The sequence below is a fragment of the Vreelandella boliviensis LC1 genome (genome assembly GCF_000236035.1).
Lineage (GTDB): Bacteria > Pseudomonadota > Gammaproteobacteria > Pseudomonadales > Halomonadaceae > Vreelandella > Vreelandella boliviensis.
Genome location: NZ_JH393259.1, coordinates 285,912 through 300,528 on the forward strand (window position 1 = coordinate 285,912; position 14,617 = coordinate 300,528).

Here is a 14,617-nt window from a genome sequence, read left to right on the forward strand (position 1 = left end):
GAGACTTGTCGCAGGTTGAGCCAGCTACATCTGATAAACGCCTTATGTTGTCTCCCAAATATCGCGCCTGGCTTTTGCTCTGGAGCCTTGTGCGTCTTGTTATCGTGCTGCCCATTTGGCTGTTTGGCATTGTGGCGCTCATTGTGGGGGTGGCGTTATCTCCTTGGGGCACGGGGGTGTTGCTCACGCAGGGTGAGCAGCGTGATTTCTTCTCCTACGCGCATCATGAAGGCGGCTTGCTTGACCATTTTCAGCTTGAAGATTTTCAACTTCAGCTGGGAGAAACCCGCATAACTGTGGATGAGTTTGAACTCCAGTGGGCGGATGACTGTGTGTTGTCAGGGCGTTTATGCATTGACACACTGCGTGTGGTGGGTGCCGATATTCGGCTAGGTTCATCCAATGAGCAGGCACCACCACCCGAAGAAGAAGGGACGCCGCTGGCTATTCGTTTTCCTTTTCCCATCGAACTTCGTTCGTTATTACTGAACGATGTCAGCCTGCGGCTGGCCAATGGTACCGAAGTGACGTGGCGTTCCTTAAGCTCAGCGGCCGTTGCTGAAGGAAACGAAGTGCGACTCTCGCCAACGCACTTGGATCAGCCTCGCCTCTATATACCACCATCATCGGGCGTTCTGCTCACCCAAGGCATTGAAACGCCGCTTTATGCTGAAGCTATCGATGCCGCTATCTTGCTCAATCAACCACCCCGAGAGGTCCAGGCGGCGGTGGAAACGCCTGAAGATCAGCTCGCAGAGCGCGAACGCCTGGAACTGCCGGATATCACGCTACCGGTTGATATCCAGATACCTGAATTCACGCTTAACGATTTTCGTTTGGAAGGGGCCACCGAGTATCGCGTTGAGCGACTGCGGCTTGGGTTGCTAACCAAAGGTAATGACGTTGAGTTAACCGAGCTTTCCGTGGTTACGCCGGATGCTGAAGCTGAATTAACTGCGAACGCTACTTTAAGCGGTAACTATCCACTCGAAGCCCGCTTAAACGTAGAACTGTTTTTGCCCGGGATTTATCCTGAACTAAGTGGCGAGTCTTTAACGTTAACGCTGTCTGGCCCACTGGATGCACTTGAAGCGCAGTTGGATGCATTCGGTGCGGTCAATGCGTCACTAAGCGGCCAAGTAGACGTGCTGGCCCCAACGCTGCCGTTTCAACTGCAGCTGCAAAGTGACCAAGTACAGTGGCCTTTACCTGTCAGCGGAGATGCCAGTAGAGATGAACGCGTCGATGACAGCGCTGAAGAAGCTGCCACCGACCCCTATATAGTGGATGGCCTGGATCTACAGCTAACCGGCAGCCTGAGCGATTATAGTGCTCAGTTAGCTATGACGGTTGAGGGTCCGAGCCTGCCGCGCACTCAAATTAACGTCACCGGCGAGGGCGATCTTGAGCAGTTCAGTTGGCAACCGCTCACCCTCGCAGTCGACGAAAGCTCCCTGCGCAGCGAAGGCAACATCAGCTGGGTAGCACCGCTACAGGTCAACACGACTATTCGTCTGGATCAGTTTAACCCTGCCCATTTCGTTGATCAGCTAGAGGGTAATTTAAACGGTGACATTGAGCTTAGGCTGCATCAGCAAGAGGAACTGTGGGCCATTAGCGTGCCCAGCTTAGCGATTGATGGTGAGCTGCGCGACTATCCGTTAACCCTGCAAGCGGCCTTTGACGCTAACAGCAACTTTGAGTTGGATATTGACGAGCTACTGTTTACTCAAGGGGATAATCGCCTAGAAGCAGCGGGGCAAATCAGCGAGCAGGCCATGTCGTTAAATGCTGATATTGCGCTACGCCAGCTGCAAACCCTCTCGCCAGATTTGGCGGGCACTATTGTGGGAACGCTAGAGGCGAGTGGTAGTTTTAATCAGCCCCAATTACTCGCCAATTTACAGGGCGATGGCTTGCGTTTTGGCGAAAACAGGATTGAACGGCTTGCGTTAGATGCCGATGTACAGGGCATCGATGACCCCTCTTTGGATGTACAACTAACGCTACAGAACGTCAATGCGGGGGGGCAGGCGCTGACAAACATTGAGGCAAATCTTGCTGGGCGCCTCTCTGAACACCGGCTTGAATTGACCGCCCAAGGCGCCAACAACAGCGTTCTAAACCGTGTTCTGCTTGCCTTGGATGGCCGTTATGACAAGCAGGGCCCGCGGTATCAGGCTCGCGTAACTCCCCTGGAATTCGATTCTGACGCTGGGGATATTCGCCTTGAATCGCCCCTAGACTTACGCTACGAACTGGCTAATGGTCAGGCGCTCCTGTCGCCGTTTTGCCTGCGCCGTGAGCAGGGCGGGCTGGTCTGTTCTGAAGAGGAAATCAATGCCTCTGCGCAGCAGGGCAGCGCCGTGCTTTCGGTGCGTGAAGTGCCAATGGAAATGCTAGAGCCTTTTTTACCGGAAGAGTGGCAGTTAGAGGGCGATACAACGGCGGATCTCGTCGCCAACTGGCGCCAGGGTGGTACCCAATGGCAGGTAGATCTACAAATTCTTAGCGAACTCGCGATTACCGCCGTCAATGATTATGGTCAGCCTGTCCAACTGCCAGAGATCAATCTAGACGCTCAGATCGAAGCCACCCAAGCCCAGGTGGATGCCAATGTATCGCTCTCGCTTGCCGAGGCAGGAGATCTCAACTTAGACCTGTCGATCAACGACCCATTAGGGTCAGGCGTATTATCAGGAGAGCTGCGTGCAAACAATGTGTCGTTACAGCCCTATCGGCCCATGTTGGTGGGGATGGATCGATTGGAAGGTGATCTTAGCGGCAGCGTCCAAATTACCGGCTCAACCGCTCAGCCTGACTTACAGGGCCAGCTTGGACTGCGCAGTATCGGTGTAAGTGGCCCAGATATTCCTGTCGATGTTCGAGATGGCGAACTGGTGGTCTCTTTCGACGGTGAGCAGGGGGAAATTGACGGTTATCTAGCCGCAGAGCGTGGGCGTATGGAAATCACCGGTAATGCTTATTGGCCAAGCGGCGATGATTGGAGGATTGGCGTTGATCTTAATGCAGTCCAAGAGCCTATCTTGGCCGTACTGCCCCAGTTCGGCCAACTTGAGGTAGCCCCTGATATCCGTATCCGGGTCACGCCTGAAAGGTTGCAAGTGAGGGGGGATGTCAATATACCTTGGGCACGGCTTGAAATGGGCAATATACCCTCATCAGCCATCACACCGAGTGGCGATGAAGTGATTATTACCGAGCGTGATGATCGCCAGGCTGCAATTGAAGCTCAGCGTGCGGCTGCTAACGGGGATGGCCCCAGTGCCGCGGATGAGCTTGCCGCCACAGGAATGGCCATTGATGTGCTGGTGACCTTAACACTGGGACGTGATATGCATATTTCAGCTTACGGCCTTGAGTCTGGTTTGGGAGGCTCACTGGAAATACGCCAAAGCAGCGGGGCGTTGCAGCTGTTTGGCGATGTTAATTTGGTCGATGGTCGTTTCCAAGCGTTCGGTCAAGACTTGGTTATACGCCGCGGTGAACTGCTGTTTAGCGGTCCTCCAGGTCTGCCTACACTAGACTTCGAGGCCATTCGCAACCCTGACGTTACCGAAGATGGTGTCATCGCGGGTTTGCGAGTAACAGGTAGCGCCGAAGCGCCGAATGTACTGATTTTTTCTGAACCGGCAATGGATGAATCCCGTGCGCTCTCCTACCTGTTACGGGGTCGTGCGCCGGATGCCTCTGGTGGCGGCATGGATAGCGCACTGACAACCGCGCTGATAGGGATGTCATTAGGGCGCACAGGTGGTGCGGTGGGCTCCATCGGTGAGGCTTTTGGTATTGACGATTTAACCCTGGATACCGCCGGTACAGGTGACGACAGCCAAGTCGCTGTCAGCGGCCAACTCACCGACGATATTAGGATTAGTTATGGCGTGGGCATTTTCTCACCAATTGCGGAACTAACTCTACGCTACACGCTATGGCGTAACCTTTATGTACAGGCCGTATCGGGTACCAACCAAGCTGTGGATTTAATCTACACTTTTACCCGTTCCGGTAATCCTGAAATCCTACAGCAGCAATAAGTGAGAGTGATATGTCATTGTTTTCAAAAACGCTTTCAAGTACTAACCGTGTTCTGCCCGGGCGCGATACGCCTATAGAGACAAGTGACGTACATGCCATTAATGGCCACTCACTACATCCGCCATTTCCTCAAGGTCACGAGGAGATCGTGCTGGGTATGGGCTGCTTCTGGGGCGTGGAGCGTCTGTTTTGGCAGTTGCCCGGCGTATATGTCACTGCGGCGGGTTATGCCGGCGGCGAGACACCTAACCCCACCTATGAGGAAACTTGTACAGGGCGTACTGGCCACACCGAAGTGGTAAGAGTAATTTATGACCCACAGCAAGTAGAGTTGGAAACGCTGCTGCAGGTTTTCTGGGAACAGCACGACCCGACCCAGGGCAATCGCCAGGGTAACGACATTGGCTCGCAGTATCGCTCCGCTATTTTTACCACCAGCCAAGCGCAGCAGAAGGCAGCCGAACAGAGCGCAGCAGCCTATCAACAGGCGCTCAACAAAGCGGGCAGAGGGCCGATCACCACCGAGATTAAGCCGCTAGAAATGTTTTATTACGCGGAGGCCTACCATCAGCAGTATCTGGATAAAAACCCCAATGGCTACTGCGGGTTAAAAGGTACTGGCGTCACCTGCCCAATCGGTTAAAAAACGTATTTTAACTATTTAACCAACGATTCATCGACAGGAAGCCATTATGCAGCAACATTATTACCAGAAGTGGGCTTCCCCGCGCGTCGCGCTAGCCAGCGCCTTGGCACTATTGATTTGCGCGCCGCTGGCTTGGGCAGACGAGGAGGCGAGTGCGCTAGCTATGCCTCAAGTCGTCAGCGACACGCCATTCGCAAGCGAACGTGAAGCTGTTATTTGGCGCCGCGAAGAGCTTAAAGATATTGAGAGTCTGGTGCGACAGCTGCGCTTTGATCTGATTAACAATCAAGATATAGAGGCCGCCATGCCGCGCCTTCTCGAGCTGCAAGAGCGTGCCAGCGCACAACGTTTGTTACCTGCATTTATAGCGGGCACCCACGGTAGTGGTTCCGAGGCGCGAGCCTCAATTTGGGAGGAGTGGGAGGACTTTGGCGCTGGGTTTATCGACCTTGAGGGTAAAATCGCCAATTTGATAGAAGTGGCTGAACAAGAGAATCCGCGTGATACTGCACGCGCTCTTTCAGAGGTAGGTGCCAGCTGTAAGAGCTGTCATCGCACCTACCGCTACGACTAGCGTAGCGGCAAGTACTGGAGAAATGGGTACGGAGGAGGGCGTTTAGTCACCTTGCTGCACGCGATCAATGCGGTAAAGCGTTTCCACTTGTTCTAAGCCACTTACAGTGCAATTAAGATCTTTAACACGGCCATCACTTAACCCGTAGACCCAGCCATGCACTGAGATCTGCTGTCCACGCTGCCAAGCGCGCTGCAAAATCTTGGTGCGGCACAAACTATTAACTTGGGCTTTAACGTTGAGCTCACACATGCGATCTATTTGATCTTCAAGTGGGAGATGATCCAGCGAATTCCGGTGGTGGTTGTACTGTTCACGTACCGAGTGGAGCCAGTAATCCACCACGCCACATTCGCCTCCCATCATGGCGGCCTTAATGCCCCCGCAACCATAGTGACCGACGACCATAATATGGCTGACTTTAAGAACATCCACCGCGAACTGAACTACCGAGAGGGCGTTCATATCGGTGTGGTGAAGCAAGTTGGCGACGTTGCGGTGTACAAAAACTTCCCCAGGCGGAAGTGCAATAATTTGATTCGCTGGCACGCGGCTGTCGGAGCAGCCAATCCATAAATAATCGGGGTTCTGCTGGTTCGACAAGCGTTTAAAGTAGTCGGGGTCTTCTTCGCACATGCGCTCAGCCCAGGCGCGATTATTATCGAGTAGCGTCGCAATAGGGTCAGACATAGCATCTCCAGAAGGTTAAAGGGCATTAAAGCGGATGATCAAGGCTCTACTCAGGGTGAAATTAGGCCTGGTATGACGTAGGCCAGTACAGAGTAGCAGCAGAAGGTTTTAACCTTCCCGGGTGGTCAGGTCAACCACTGCACTTGACCAATGGGTAACACGATCTTGATTTATACGAATTCTAACTCCCCAGGAGCAAATCATGGCAGACGTTTCTGAATACGAATATGACCTTCTGGTTATCGGTGCGGGCTCTGGCGGTGTGCGTGCTGCGCGCATGGCAGCTGCCACCGGCGCCAAGGTGGCGATTGCCGAAGATCGCTACCTGGGCGGAACCTGCGTCAACGTTGGCTGTGTTCCCAAAAAACTTTACTCCTACGCTGCCCATTTCCATGACAGCTTTGACGATGCGGCAGGTTTTGGTTGGCAGCTGCCAGGCCCCGCGAGTTTTAATTGGGCCACGCTGCGTGACAATAAAATCAGTGAAATCAAACGTCTAAATGGCATCTATCAACGTATGCTGGAAGGCGCTGGAGTGACGCTCTTCAACGCCCGAGCACGCCTGGTCGATGCGCACACGGTGACATTAAGCGGCGAGCATGGCGGTATATCAGTGACTGCTCAAAAAATCGTCCTCGCTACCGGTGGATGGCCTTGGGTGCCCGACTTTCCTGGCAGTGAACACGCACTGGATTCCAATCAGATTTTTGATCTGGATACCTTTCCTAAGCGCTTTTTAGTACTAGGCGGTGGTTATATTGCGGTAGAGTTTTCGAGCATCTTCAATGGTCTGGGCAGCGAGACGCACCTTATCTACCGCGGTGAGCTGTTTTTGAAAGGCTTCGATCAGCAGGTTCGCGAGTTTACCTGTGCTGAAATGGAAAGAAAGGGGGTCAACCTCCACTTCAACACTAATATCGAACGCATTGAACCCAGCCAGGACGGCTATAATGTTTACCTCACTAACGGCGATGTGCTTGAAGTCGACGTGGTGCTTGCGGCCACTGGGCGGAAAGCCAATATTCGTGACTTAGGACTTGAAGAGTTAGGGTTATGCTTGGATGACGTTGGCAAAATCCCCGTAAACGAGCGGTTTGAAACAGAGCTGCCTTCAGTTTTGGCGTTAGGCGACCTGATTGCTGGGCCTGAATTAACGCCAGTCGCGCTGGCAGAGGCGATGCAGCTTGTAGATATTCATTTTGCCGATACGGTTTCCCAGCCGTTGGATTACAGTACGATTCCTACTGCCGTCTTTTGCCATCCCAATATCGGTACCGTAGGGCTTTCCGAAGAGGCCGCACGGGGTAAATTTACGAATATACGTGTGTACAGCACCGATTTTCGGGCCATGAAGCACACGCTGTCGGGTAGTCATGAGCGCACCTTAATGAAGCTGATCGTGGACGATGCCACCGATGTAGTCGTGGGGGCACATATGGTCGGTGATGATGCGGGTGAAATCATTCAGGGAATTGCTATCGCGGTAAGAGCTGGCCTTACCAAGCAGGACTTTGACCGCACCGTGGGGATCCACCCGACGGGGGCAGAGGAGTTCGTCACGCTGCGTACGCTCACACGTACTTAATAACATTCAAAACCTAGGCGTGTGCCCATTGGCACGCCTTTCTTTGTCAGTTTATTGCACTATTCTAAAAAAGATAATGACTAAGTTACTGGTGTGAACGGCACTCTTGCTCTGCCTGTTCATAACAAAAAATTATGGAAAGCGGAGTGGAGAATAATATGGCTTTTGAATTGCTCATAAGCAGCTGTTATAATGATTCCCAAATTCGCTACAGCGAAGCATAACTATGAGTACGCCGACACCACCGTTTACCCCCTCTGCCGACCTTGCACGGCCGACAGTCGCTGATGCCGTTGTCGGTCATGCAGAGACGCCACTCTTTATTCGCAAACCTAATGCTGATGACGGCTGGGGGGTTTACGAGCTTATTAAAGCCTGCCCGCCGCTGGATGTGAATTCAGCCTATGCCTACCTGTTACTCGCCACCCAGTTTCGTGATACCTGTGCAGTCGCAATCAATGAAGAAGGTGAGGTCGTGGGTTTTGTGTCTGGTTATGTCAAGGACAATGCCCCCGATACCTACTTTTTATGGCAAGTGGCTGTTGGTGAAAAAGCCCGTGGCACTGGGTTAGCGCGGCGCTTGGTCGAGGCCATTATGTCACGTCCCGAGCTTGACGATGTGCATCACCTTGAAACGACCATCACGCCTGACAATCTAGCCTCTTGGGGCTTGTTTCGTCGTTTGGCGGCGCGCTGGCATGCGCCGCTCAATAGTCGCGAATACTTCTCTACCGAACAGCTCGGAGGAGAGCATGATCCGGAAAACCTCGTGCGTATTGGCCCATTTCAAACCGATCGCATCTAATACGTTTTTTTGCTAGACACATGTGTTGGATTGACCGTTTTCCCGCTTATGTTGCTCCGGGCAAGTAACGCTTAACGCCTAAAGGCAAACTGATTAACTAAGGAGGTCGCTAATGCAGACCCAGACGCTTGAACGCATGGAATCCAATGTACGTACTTATTCTCGTTCATTTCCGGTAGTGTTTACCAAAGCGCAAAATGCGCGTCTAACCGATGAGAACGGCCGTGAGTACATTGATTTCCTTGCCGGCGCGGGCACGCTAAATTACGGCCACAACAATCCACACATGAAGCAGGCGATGATTGATTACCTGTCGACTGACGGTGTGGTTCATGGCTTGGATATGTGGACTAATGCTAAGCGTGATTATTTAGAAACGCTTGAAGAGGTTATTTTCAAGCCGCGTGGGCTTAACTACAAAGTACATCTACCTGGACCAACCGGCACCAATGCGGTAGAAGCCGCTATCCGCTTGGCTCGTGTGGCTAAAGGTCGCCACAATATTGTCACATTCACCAATGGTTTTCACGGTGTTACCATGGGTGCTTTGGCGACTACGGGTAATCGTAAGTTCCGTGAAGCGACCGGTGGCATACCCACCCAGGGCGCTAGTTTCCTGCCTTTTGATGGCTACATGGGTGAGCATACTGACACCCTGGATTATTTTGAAAAACTACTCAACGACAAATCCGGCGGCTTAGATATTCCGGCTGGTGTCATCATTGAAACCGTGCAAGGCGAGGGCGGTATTAACGTGGCAGGACTTGATTGGCTTAAGCGCCTGGAAGGTATCTGTCGCGCCCACGATATTCTGCTGATTATTGATGATATCCAGGCTGGCTGTGGCCGTACCGGTAAGTTCTTTAGTTTCGAGCATGCGGGTATTACGCCCGACATTATTACCAACTCAAAATCGCTCTCCGGTTTTGGCCTGCCATTTGCGCATGTGCTGATGCGCCCAGAGCTGGATAAATGGAAGCCGGGTCAATATAACGGCACTTTCCGTGGATTCAGCCTGGCAATGGTGACAGCTACCGCGGCGTTGAAAAAATACTGGTCTAATGACACCTTTGAACGCGATGTTCAGCGTAAAGGGCGTATTGTCGAAGAGCGTTTCCAAAAGTTAGCAGCGCTGTTGACGGAGCACGGTATGCCCGCCACTGAGCGCGGTCGCGGTTTGATGCGTGGTATTGACGTAGTGTCTGGTGACATTGCCAATAAAATTACCAGCAAAGCCTTTGAGCACGGCCTGGTTATTGAAACCAGTGGTCAGGACGGCGAAGTGGTTAAGTGCTTGTGCCCGCTAACCATTAGCGATGAAGACCTGTTGGAAGGCTTGGATATTCTCGAAATGTGTGTCAAAGCTGTTGCTAGTGAGTAATTAAGCGTTACGCTGAAACAGTAAGCCCAACAGTTTTTAGTCAAGGATATAGCGGCTGGTAGTCGCCAGCCACTTTGCAATGGAGTATTCCTATGATCGTTCGTAATATTGAAGAAGCGCGTAAAACAGAGCGCCTAGTGACCGCCGAAAATGGTAACTGGGACAGCACACGCCTGGTGTTGGCCAACGACGGTGGGAACTTTTCTTTTCATATCACGCGAATTTTCGAGGGCACTGAAACACATATTCACTACAAACATCACTATGAGTCTGTGTACTGCATCGAAGGCGAAGGCGAGGTGGAAACACTCGCGGATGGCAAAATTTGGCCTATCAAGCCGGGCGATATCTACATCCTGGACCAGCATGATGAACATTTGCTGCGGGCACATAAAACCATGCACCTAGCATGTGTATTTACACCGCCGATTACGGGCAACGAAGTTCACCAGGAAGACGGCTCGTACGCGCCTTCTGAATAGCTATCTAAATGGCTACAGCGCTTAACGAACGCGTTGTTGTCTCAAGAGTGGCGAAGCAATGAAAAAGCAGCCTGCTATAGCAGGCTGCTTTTTTGCTAAGCATTCATTTTTTTGCGATTAAATTCTTTTTTAACAAAGACTTATGATTTATCAAACACTAGCGTAATTTCACCAAGCGTGAAGCTAAATTTGCGCATGGCGGTTCGATTAATCAAGCGGCCATCCGGCTGAAGGTACATCCAGTCATCCATGGTAAATGAGATCATTCGACCATCGATTTCGACCTCTAACGGATAGCGCATGTGGAAAGCATGACCGTATTGACGTGCTTCAACTTGACCTTCCACGTCGCTGGCGGTGCCAATCCAGTGATGTTCATCGATGCGTTCAAATGTCCAAACGCGGTGATCAGTTTCACCATCTGAAAACACGAAAGACTCATCCAGCGTTAGGGTGCCATCTTCGTAGTTGCCTTGGATATCCACGGTAAAACGTCGCTGTACCTCGCCGGAGTAATCCTGCACCATGCCCCAGGCTCGGGTGCTGCCCGCAAAGTACTCTGCGATGTCCAAACGAGGTTCGGAATCGGCGTAGTCTTCAATATCAACGCCAGCACAACCAGTCAGAAAGAAGAGCAGTGTGAAAAAACTAATGCGCAGGGAGCGAATCATGGGTGCATTTCCTATATTGAAATGGATGTCGGTACAATTATGGTAGAATATTGCTATAGCATAGAGCACCTAAGTAACTGTGACTACTGGAACCTCATGGGTTCGCTTAATATATATTATGTTAAATCAGATATGCTAAGCATCTGCAGATTGACCTCTGAAAAGCTTTGATGGCGTTGGACACTCGCCCCCCATCTCCTTATCATTCCCCAACCTACTGTCCAAGGATATCACTCGTTATGCGCCCAGGTGTTTTGTGGCTTATAGCTGGCTTGTCGCTTTCGATCGCAGGCTGTGCAACAACCCAGCCAGAAACGAATCAACCGCCTCCTTTAAGCGAAGCCTCATTCAACTCTCGTATCCTGGAATTAGAAAGCCAGTTAGCGCAGCAATGCGACACAGGTAATGAGCTGCAGGAACGCCAGCTTGATCAGCAGCAAATATTGACTGCTGATGTGCGGGAAGTAGGCAGTTTGCTGCGCTACCTTCGTCAAGATGTCCAGCAGTTGGAAGCCAAGCGTGAAGAGCCTGTCATCATTCGTGAAGAGTGTGAAATTGATGAGAGCTTAACCACTAAAACGCTGGTAGGCCGCAGTGAATGGGTGGGCTTGCCCAGCCTGGGCACCTACCTTAAAGCGCGTGTAGATTCCGGTGCCAACACGTCGTCACTGACTGCTGCTGAAATCACCCGATTCGAGCGTGACGGTGAAGATTGGGTGCGTTTCAAGTTGGCACTTAACGAAGATGATGTTGCCGTTGAGTCTCAGCGAGATGAGTGGTTTGAAGCACCTGTTGTGCGCCGTGTGCGTATTGTTCAAGCTTCGGGGGAAGATTCGCGCCCGGTCATTTCGCTATTAATGACCTTAGGGCCAATTCGTGAAAATGTCGAATTCACCCTCAATGATCGCTCTCATCTAGATTATCCCGTGCTGCTTGGGCGGCGTTTTTTGATGGATATTGCCGTAATTGACGTTGCCGACACCTATGTGCATGAACGCCCTGAGTTCCCTGGTGGTGAGCCAGCCGAAGAAGCTGCTGAAGATGAAGCAGTTGATGAAGACGATAGCGAAGAGTAGCGGTTCTCCCCTCGTGTGATGAGGCCGCATAAGATGAGTATCATTCAGGTCATACGATTGCCCTGACGCAGAAAGGAATCTCCATGTCACGGTTAATGTTCTATATTATTGTCGGCCTGCTGATGGTCGTGGGTATTGCTACCAGCGTACAGCGCCATGTGCAGTTTGAGATCCCATGGCTGCCCGGTGAACAGCGCCAGGTGTGGGAGATTGAGGCAGGCATTACCTTTAATGCTCAGAATGGCCCCGTTCAGGTCGACTTAGCACTGCCTTCTCACCAGGCAGGCTACCGTGTATTGACTGAAAACACTGCCTCTTCAGGTTATGGGCTTGCTTACCAGGCAGATGAATTAGGCCGCACTGCCCGCTGGACTATTCGCGAAGCAGTGGGTAGTCAAACGTTATATTACTCTGTGCAGATGCTGGTATCCCAAGACGCCCGCTCACCAATCCAGACTCCCCCTGAAGTACCCGTTGCAACGCCTTGGGAAAGCCCCTATGACACGGCGGCTAGCCAGCTGATTGAACAAGCCTGGGCACGTAGCGCTAATAATGCCACCTTCGCTCGCGAGCTAATCCTTGATATTAATGGTGAGCGTCAGTCTGAGAACGCCCGCCTGCTGCTGACGCAAGAGAATCCGGCGGCGCTGGTAGTGCGGTTGCTAAACCAGGCGGGCGTATTAGCGCGCGAGGTAAGCGGCCTACTGCTGGAAGATGGACGTCGTCGCCAAACGCTTAGCAGTTGGATTCAGGTGTTTGACGAGTCAGGCGAAGAGTGGTCAATTTTCCACCCACTGACGGGTGAACAAGGCAAGCCTGACAACTTGCTGCTATGGGAAACCGGCGGTCGAGCGGTATTGGAAGTTCAGGGAGGCACCAATTCGCGGGTTACCTTCTCAATGATGACCCATGACCAGCCGGCTTCAGCCGCGGTGCGCAACCACTACTCTGAAGATACACTGCTGAATTTCTCCATTCACAGCCTGCCACTGGAAGAGCAAGCGCTGTTCCAAACTATCTTGCTAATTCCCATTGGCGCGTTAATGGTGGTGTTTTTGCGTGTGCTGGTGGGCATTAAAACGTCCGGTACCTTTATGCCGGTATTGATCGCCCTCGCCTTCATTCAAACCACTCTGCCCACGGGTTTGATTGGCTTCCTGCTCATCGTCGCCGTTGGCCTGATTATTCGTAACTATCTTTCCTACTTGAATTTATTACTGGTGGCCAGGGTCTCGGCGGTCATAATAACGGTGATTGCGATTATTTCGATCTTCACCGTGCTGGCCTACCGTATGGGGCTTAGTGCCGGCTTAACGATTACCTTCTTCCCGATGATCATTCTGGCCTGGACCATTGAACGGATGTCGATTCTATGGGAAGAAGAAGGCCCTAAGCAGGTGTTGATCCAAGGCGGTGGTAGTTTAATTACAGCTGTCCTAGCCTACCTAGCGATGAATAACCCCTGGGTGCGTCACATCACGTTCAACTTCCTGGGTGTTCAGTTGATATTGATGGCGTTGATCTTGCTGTTGGGCAATTATACCGGCTACCGCTTACTAGAGTTGCGCCGCTTCAAGCCAATCACTGATGATGAGAAACCCTCATGAGTTGGCTGACGAACTGGACATGGCCCACGCGCTTGCGGGATAAGGGCATCATTGGCATGAATCGGCGCAATATTCGCTACATTGGGCGATATAATAGCCGACGACTTTACCCACTGGTCGATGACAAGCTTAAAACCAAGCTACTCGCTCAACAGTATGGGATTACTACACCCGAACTGATTGGCACCGTAACGACACAGTTTGGCGTCAAGCATATTGGTGAAATGCTCACTGGCCACGCAGGCTTTGTTATCAAGCCTGCCAAGGGGAGCGGCGGCAAAGGCATCCTGGTGATCGAAAAGGTCGAAGATAACGCCTTTATCAAACCAAGTGGCGCCAAACTCTCTCTTACCGATGTTGAGCGGCACGTTTCGAATATTCTATCGGGGCTATATTCATTAGGGGGCTCACCCGACGTGGCGGTTATTGAAACGCTGATTAATTTCGATGAAAGCCTGATGGACTACACCTACGAAGGGGTTCCCGATATTCGGGTTATTGTCTTCAAGGGCTATCCCGTGATGGCCATGATGCGCCTCTCCACCGCGGCGTCCGACGGCAAAGCGAACCTGCACCAAGGCGCGGTGGGCGTTGGCTTAAACATTGCAACGGGGGCTGCCCTGCGCGCCGTTCAATTTGACAGGCCCTGCTATAGCCACCCTGACACCGGACACGATCTGGCAAGTTTGGTAGTTCCCCAGTGGGAAACGCTGCTTAACTTGGCGGCAGGCTGTTATGAAATGACCGGACTAGGCTACTTGGGAACCGATATGGTGCTGGACCGCAAGTATGGACCGATGCTGCTTGAACTCAACGCCCGGCCTGGCTTGGCTATTCAAATGACCAATGGCGAAGGTTTGCGCCGCCGCCTTGATCTCATTGAACGTCAACCCGATGGCGTGCCCCCAAAACAACGAGTGGCCTTTGCCCAGCACCATTTTGCACGGCAAAGTGAGCTTGTAGATAGCAAGCCGGTAGAAAGCTCTGACACCACTTCTACCGGCGCGTAGACTACTAAGGCTAATAACGTTCAACGAGTTG

The 14,617-nt window shown here is 52.0% G+C and carries 12 protein-coding genes; 10 read left to right on the forward strand and 2 right to left on the reverse strand.

Going from position 1 to position 14,617, the window contains the following annotated elements; translation table 11 throughout:
* Nucleotides 1–44: 44 nt before the first annotated feature.
* The 3 genes from tamB to KUC_RS15845 are packed head-to-tail and all read left to right on the forward strand — an operon-like array spanning nt 45 to nt 5,279.
* Nucleotides 45–4,058 (forward strand): autotransporter assembly complex protein TamB, encoded by a 4,014-nt coding sequence (tamB, locus tag KUC_RS15835; protein WP_050804878.1) that lies wholly within the window; start codon nt 45–47, stop codon nt 4,056–4,058.
* 11 nt (nt 4,059–4,069) lie between these two features.
* Complete coding sequence (gene msrA, locus KUC_RS15840; RefSeq protein WP_007114237.1) at nt 4,070–4,702, forward strand: peptide-methionine (S)-S-oxide reductase MsrA; 633 nt, start codon at nt 4,070–4,072, stop codon at nt 4,700–4,702.
* 49 nt (nt 4,703–4,751) lie between these two features.
* Nucleotides 4,752–5,279, forward strand: coding sequence for a c-type cytochrome (locus KUC_RS15845; protein ID WP_007114238.1), 528 nt, complete (start codon nt 4,752–4,754; stop codon nt 5,277–5,279).
* A gap of 42 nt (nt 5,280–5,321) precedes the next feature.
* Here the strand turns inward: KUC_RS15845 and can are convergent, their stop codons facing one another.
* A complete protein-coding gene (gene can / locus KUC_RS15850) occupies nt 5,322–5,969 on the reverse strand; it encodes a carbonate dehydratase (protein ID WP_007114239.1) in 648 nt (215 codons plus the stop codon).
* A 202-nt stretch (nt 5,970–6,171) separates the two neighbouring features.
* On the opposite strand from can, the gene gorA reads away from it, so the two are divergent.
* From gorA to KUC_RS15870, 4 genes are all read left to right on the forward strand, one after another.
* Entirely contained in the window at nt 6,172–7,554 is a 1,383-nt protein-coding gene (gene gorA / locus KUC_RS15855; protein WP_007114240.1) for a glutathione-disulfide reductase, read from the forward strand.
* 226 nt (nt 7,555–7,780) lie between these two features.
* Nucleotides 7,781–8,359, forward strand: a complete 579-nt coding sequence (gene ectA / locus KUC_RS15860) for a diaminobutyrate acetyltransferase (RefSeq protein ID WP_007114241.1) — start codon at nt 7,781–7,783, stop codon at nt 8,357–8,359.
* Between the two features lie 112 nt (nt 8,360–8,471).
* On the forward strand, nt 8,472–9,740 hold the full coding sequence (gene ectB, locus KUC_RS15865) for a diaminobutyrate--2-oxoglutarate transaminase (RefSeq protein ID WP_007114242.1): 1,269 nt from the start codon (nt 8,472–8,474) through the stop codon (nt 9,738–9,740).
* Between the two features lie 92 nt (nt 9,741–9,832).
* On the forward strand, nt 9,833–10,222 hold the full coding sequence (locus tag KUC_RS15870) for an ectoine synthase (RefSeq protein ID WP_007114243.1): 390 nt from the start codon (nt 9,833–9,835) through the stop codon (nt 10,220–10,222).
* A 140-nt stretch (nt 10,223–10,362) separates the two neighbouring features.
* On the opposite strand, the gene KUC_RS15875 is transcribed toward KUC_RS15870, so the two are convergent.
* Nucleotides 10,363–10,893, reverse strand: coding sequence for a DUF3833 domain-containing protein (locus KUC_RS15875; protein WP_007114244.1), 531 nt, complete (start codon nt 10,891–10,893; stop codon nt 10,363–10,365).
* Nucleotides 10,894–11,132: 239 nt separating this feature from the next.
* Here KUC_RS15875 and KUC_RS15880 point away from each other — a divergent pair, with 239 nt between their 5' ends.
* The 3 genes from KUC_RS15880 to KUC_RS15890 all read left to right on the forward strand — a co-directional run bounded on the left by KUC_RS15880 (nt 11,133) and on the right by KUC_RS15890 (nt 14,586).
* A complete protein-coding gene (locus KUC_RS15880; protein WP_007114245.1) occupies nt 11,133–11,969 on the forward strand; it encodes an ATP-dependent zinc protease family protein in 837 nt (278 codons plus the stop codon).
* Nucleotides 11,970–12,052: 83 nt separating this feature from the next.
* Nucleotides 12,053–13,576, forward strand: a complete 1,524-nt coding sequence (locus KUC_RS15885) for an inactive transglutaminase family protein (protein WP_007114246.1) — start codon at nt 12,053–12,055, stop codon at nt 13,574–13,576.
* On the forward strand, nt 13,573–14,586 hold the full coding sequence (locus KUC_RS15890) for an alpha-L-glutamate ligase-like protein (protein WP_007114247.1): 1,014 nt from the start codon (nt 13,573–13,575) through the stop codon (nt 14,584–14,586). Before KUC_RS15885 ends, KUC_RS15890 begins: the two co-directional genes overlap by 4 nt.
* Nucleotides 14,587–14,617 lie beyond the last annotated feature (31 nt).

Coding starts and splice junctions, on each gene's coding strand:
- msrA (WP_007114237.1), top strand. CDS start 4,070: ATGTCATTGTTTTCAAAAACGCTTTCAAGTACTAACCGTGTTCTGCCC.
- KUC_RS15890 (WP_007114247.1), top strand. CDS start 13,573: ATGAGTTGGCTGACGAACTGGACATGGCCCACGCGCTTGCGGGATAAG.
- ectB (WP_007114242.1), top strand. CDS start 8,472: ATGCAGACCCAGACGCTTGAACGCATGGAATCCAATGTACGTACTTAT.
- KUC_RS15870 (WP_007114243.1), top strand. CDS start 9,833: ATGATCGTTCGTAATATTGAAGAAGCGCGTAAAACAGAGCGCCTAGTG.
- ectA (WP_007114241.1), top strand. CDS start 7,781: ATGAGTACGCCGACACCACCGTTTACCCCCTCTGCCGACCTTGCACGG.
- tamB (WP_050804878.1), top strand. CDS start 45: ATGTTGTCTCCCAAATATCGCGCCTGGCTTTTGCTCTGGAGCCTTGTG.
- KUC_RS15880 (WP_007114245.1), top strand. CDS start 11,133: ATGCGCCCAGGTGTTTTGTGGCTTATAGCTGGCTTGTCGCTTTCGATC.
- KUC_RS15875 (WP_007114244.1), bottom strand. CDS start 10,893: ATGATTCGCTCCCTGCGCATTAGTTTTTTCACACTGCTCTTCTTTCTG.
- KUC_RS15885 (WP_007114246.1), top strand. CDS start 12,053: ATGTCACGGTTAATGTTCTATATTATTGTCGGCCTGCTGATGGTCGTG.
- can (WP_007114239.1), bottom strand. CDS start 5,969: ATGTCTGACCCTATTGCGACGCTACTCGATAATAATCGCGCCTGGGCT.
- KUC_RS15845 (WP_007114238.1), top strand. CDS start 4,752: ATGCAGCAACATTATTACCAGAAGTGGGCTTCCCCGCGCGTCGCGCTA.
- gorA (WP_007114240.1), top strand. CDS start 6,172: ATGGCAGACGTTTCTGAATACGAATATGACCTTCTGGTTATCGGTGCG.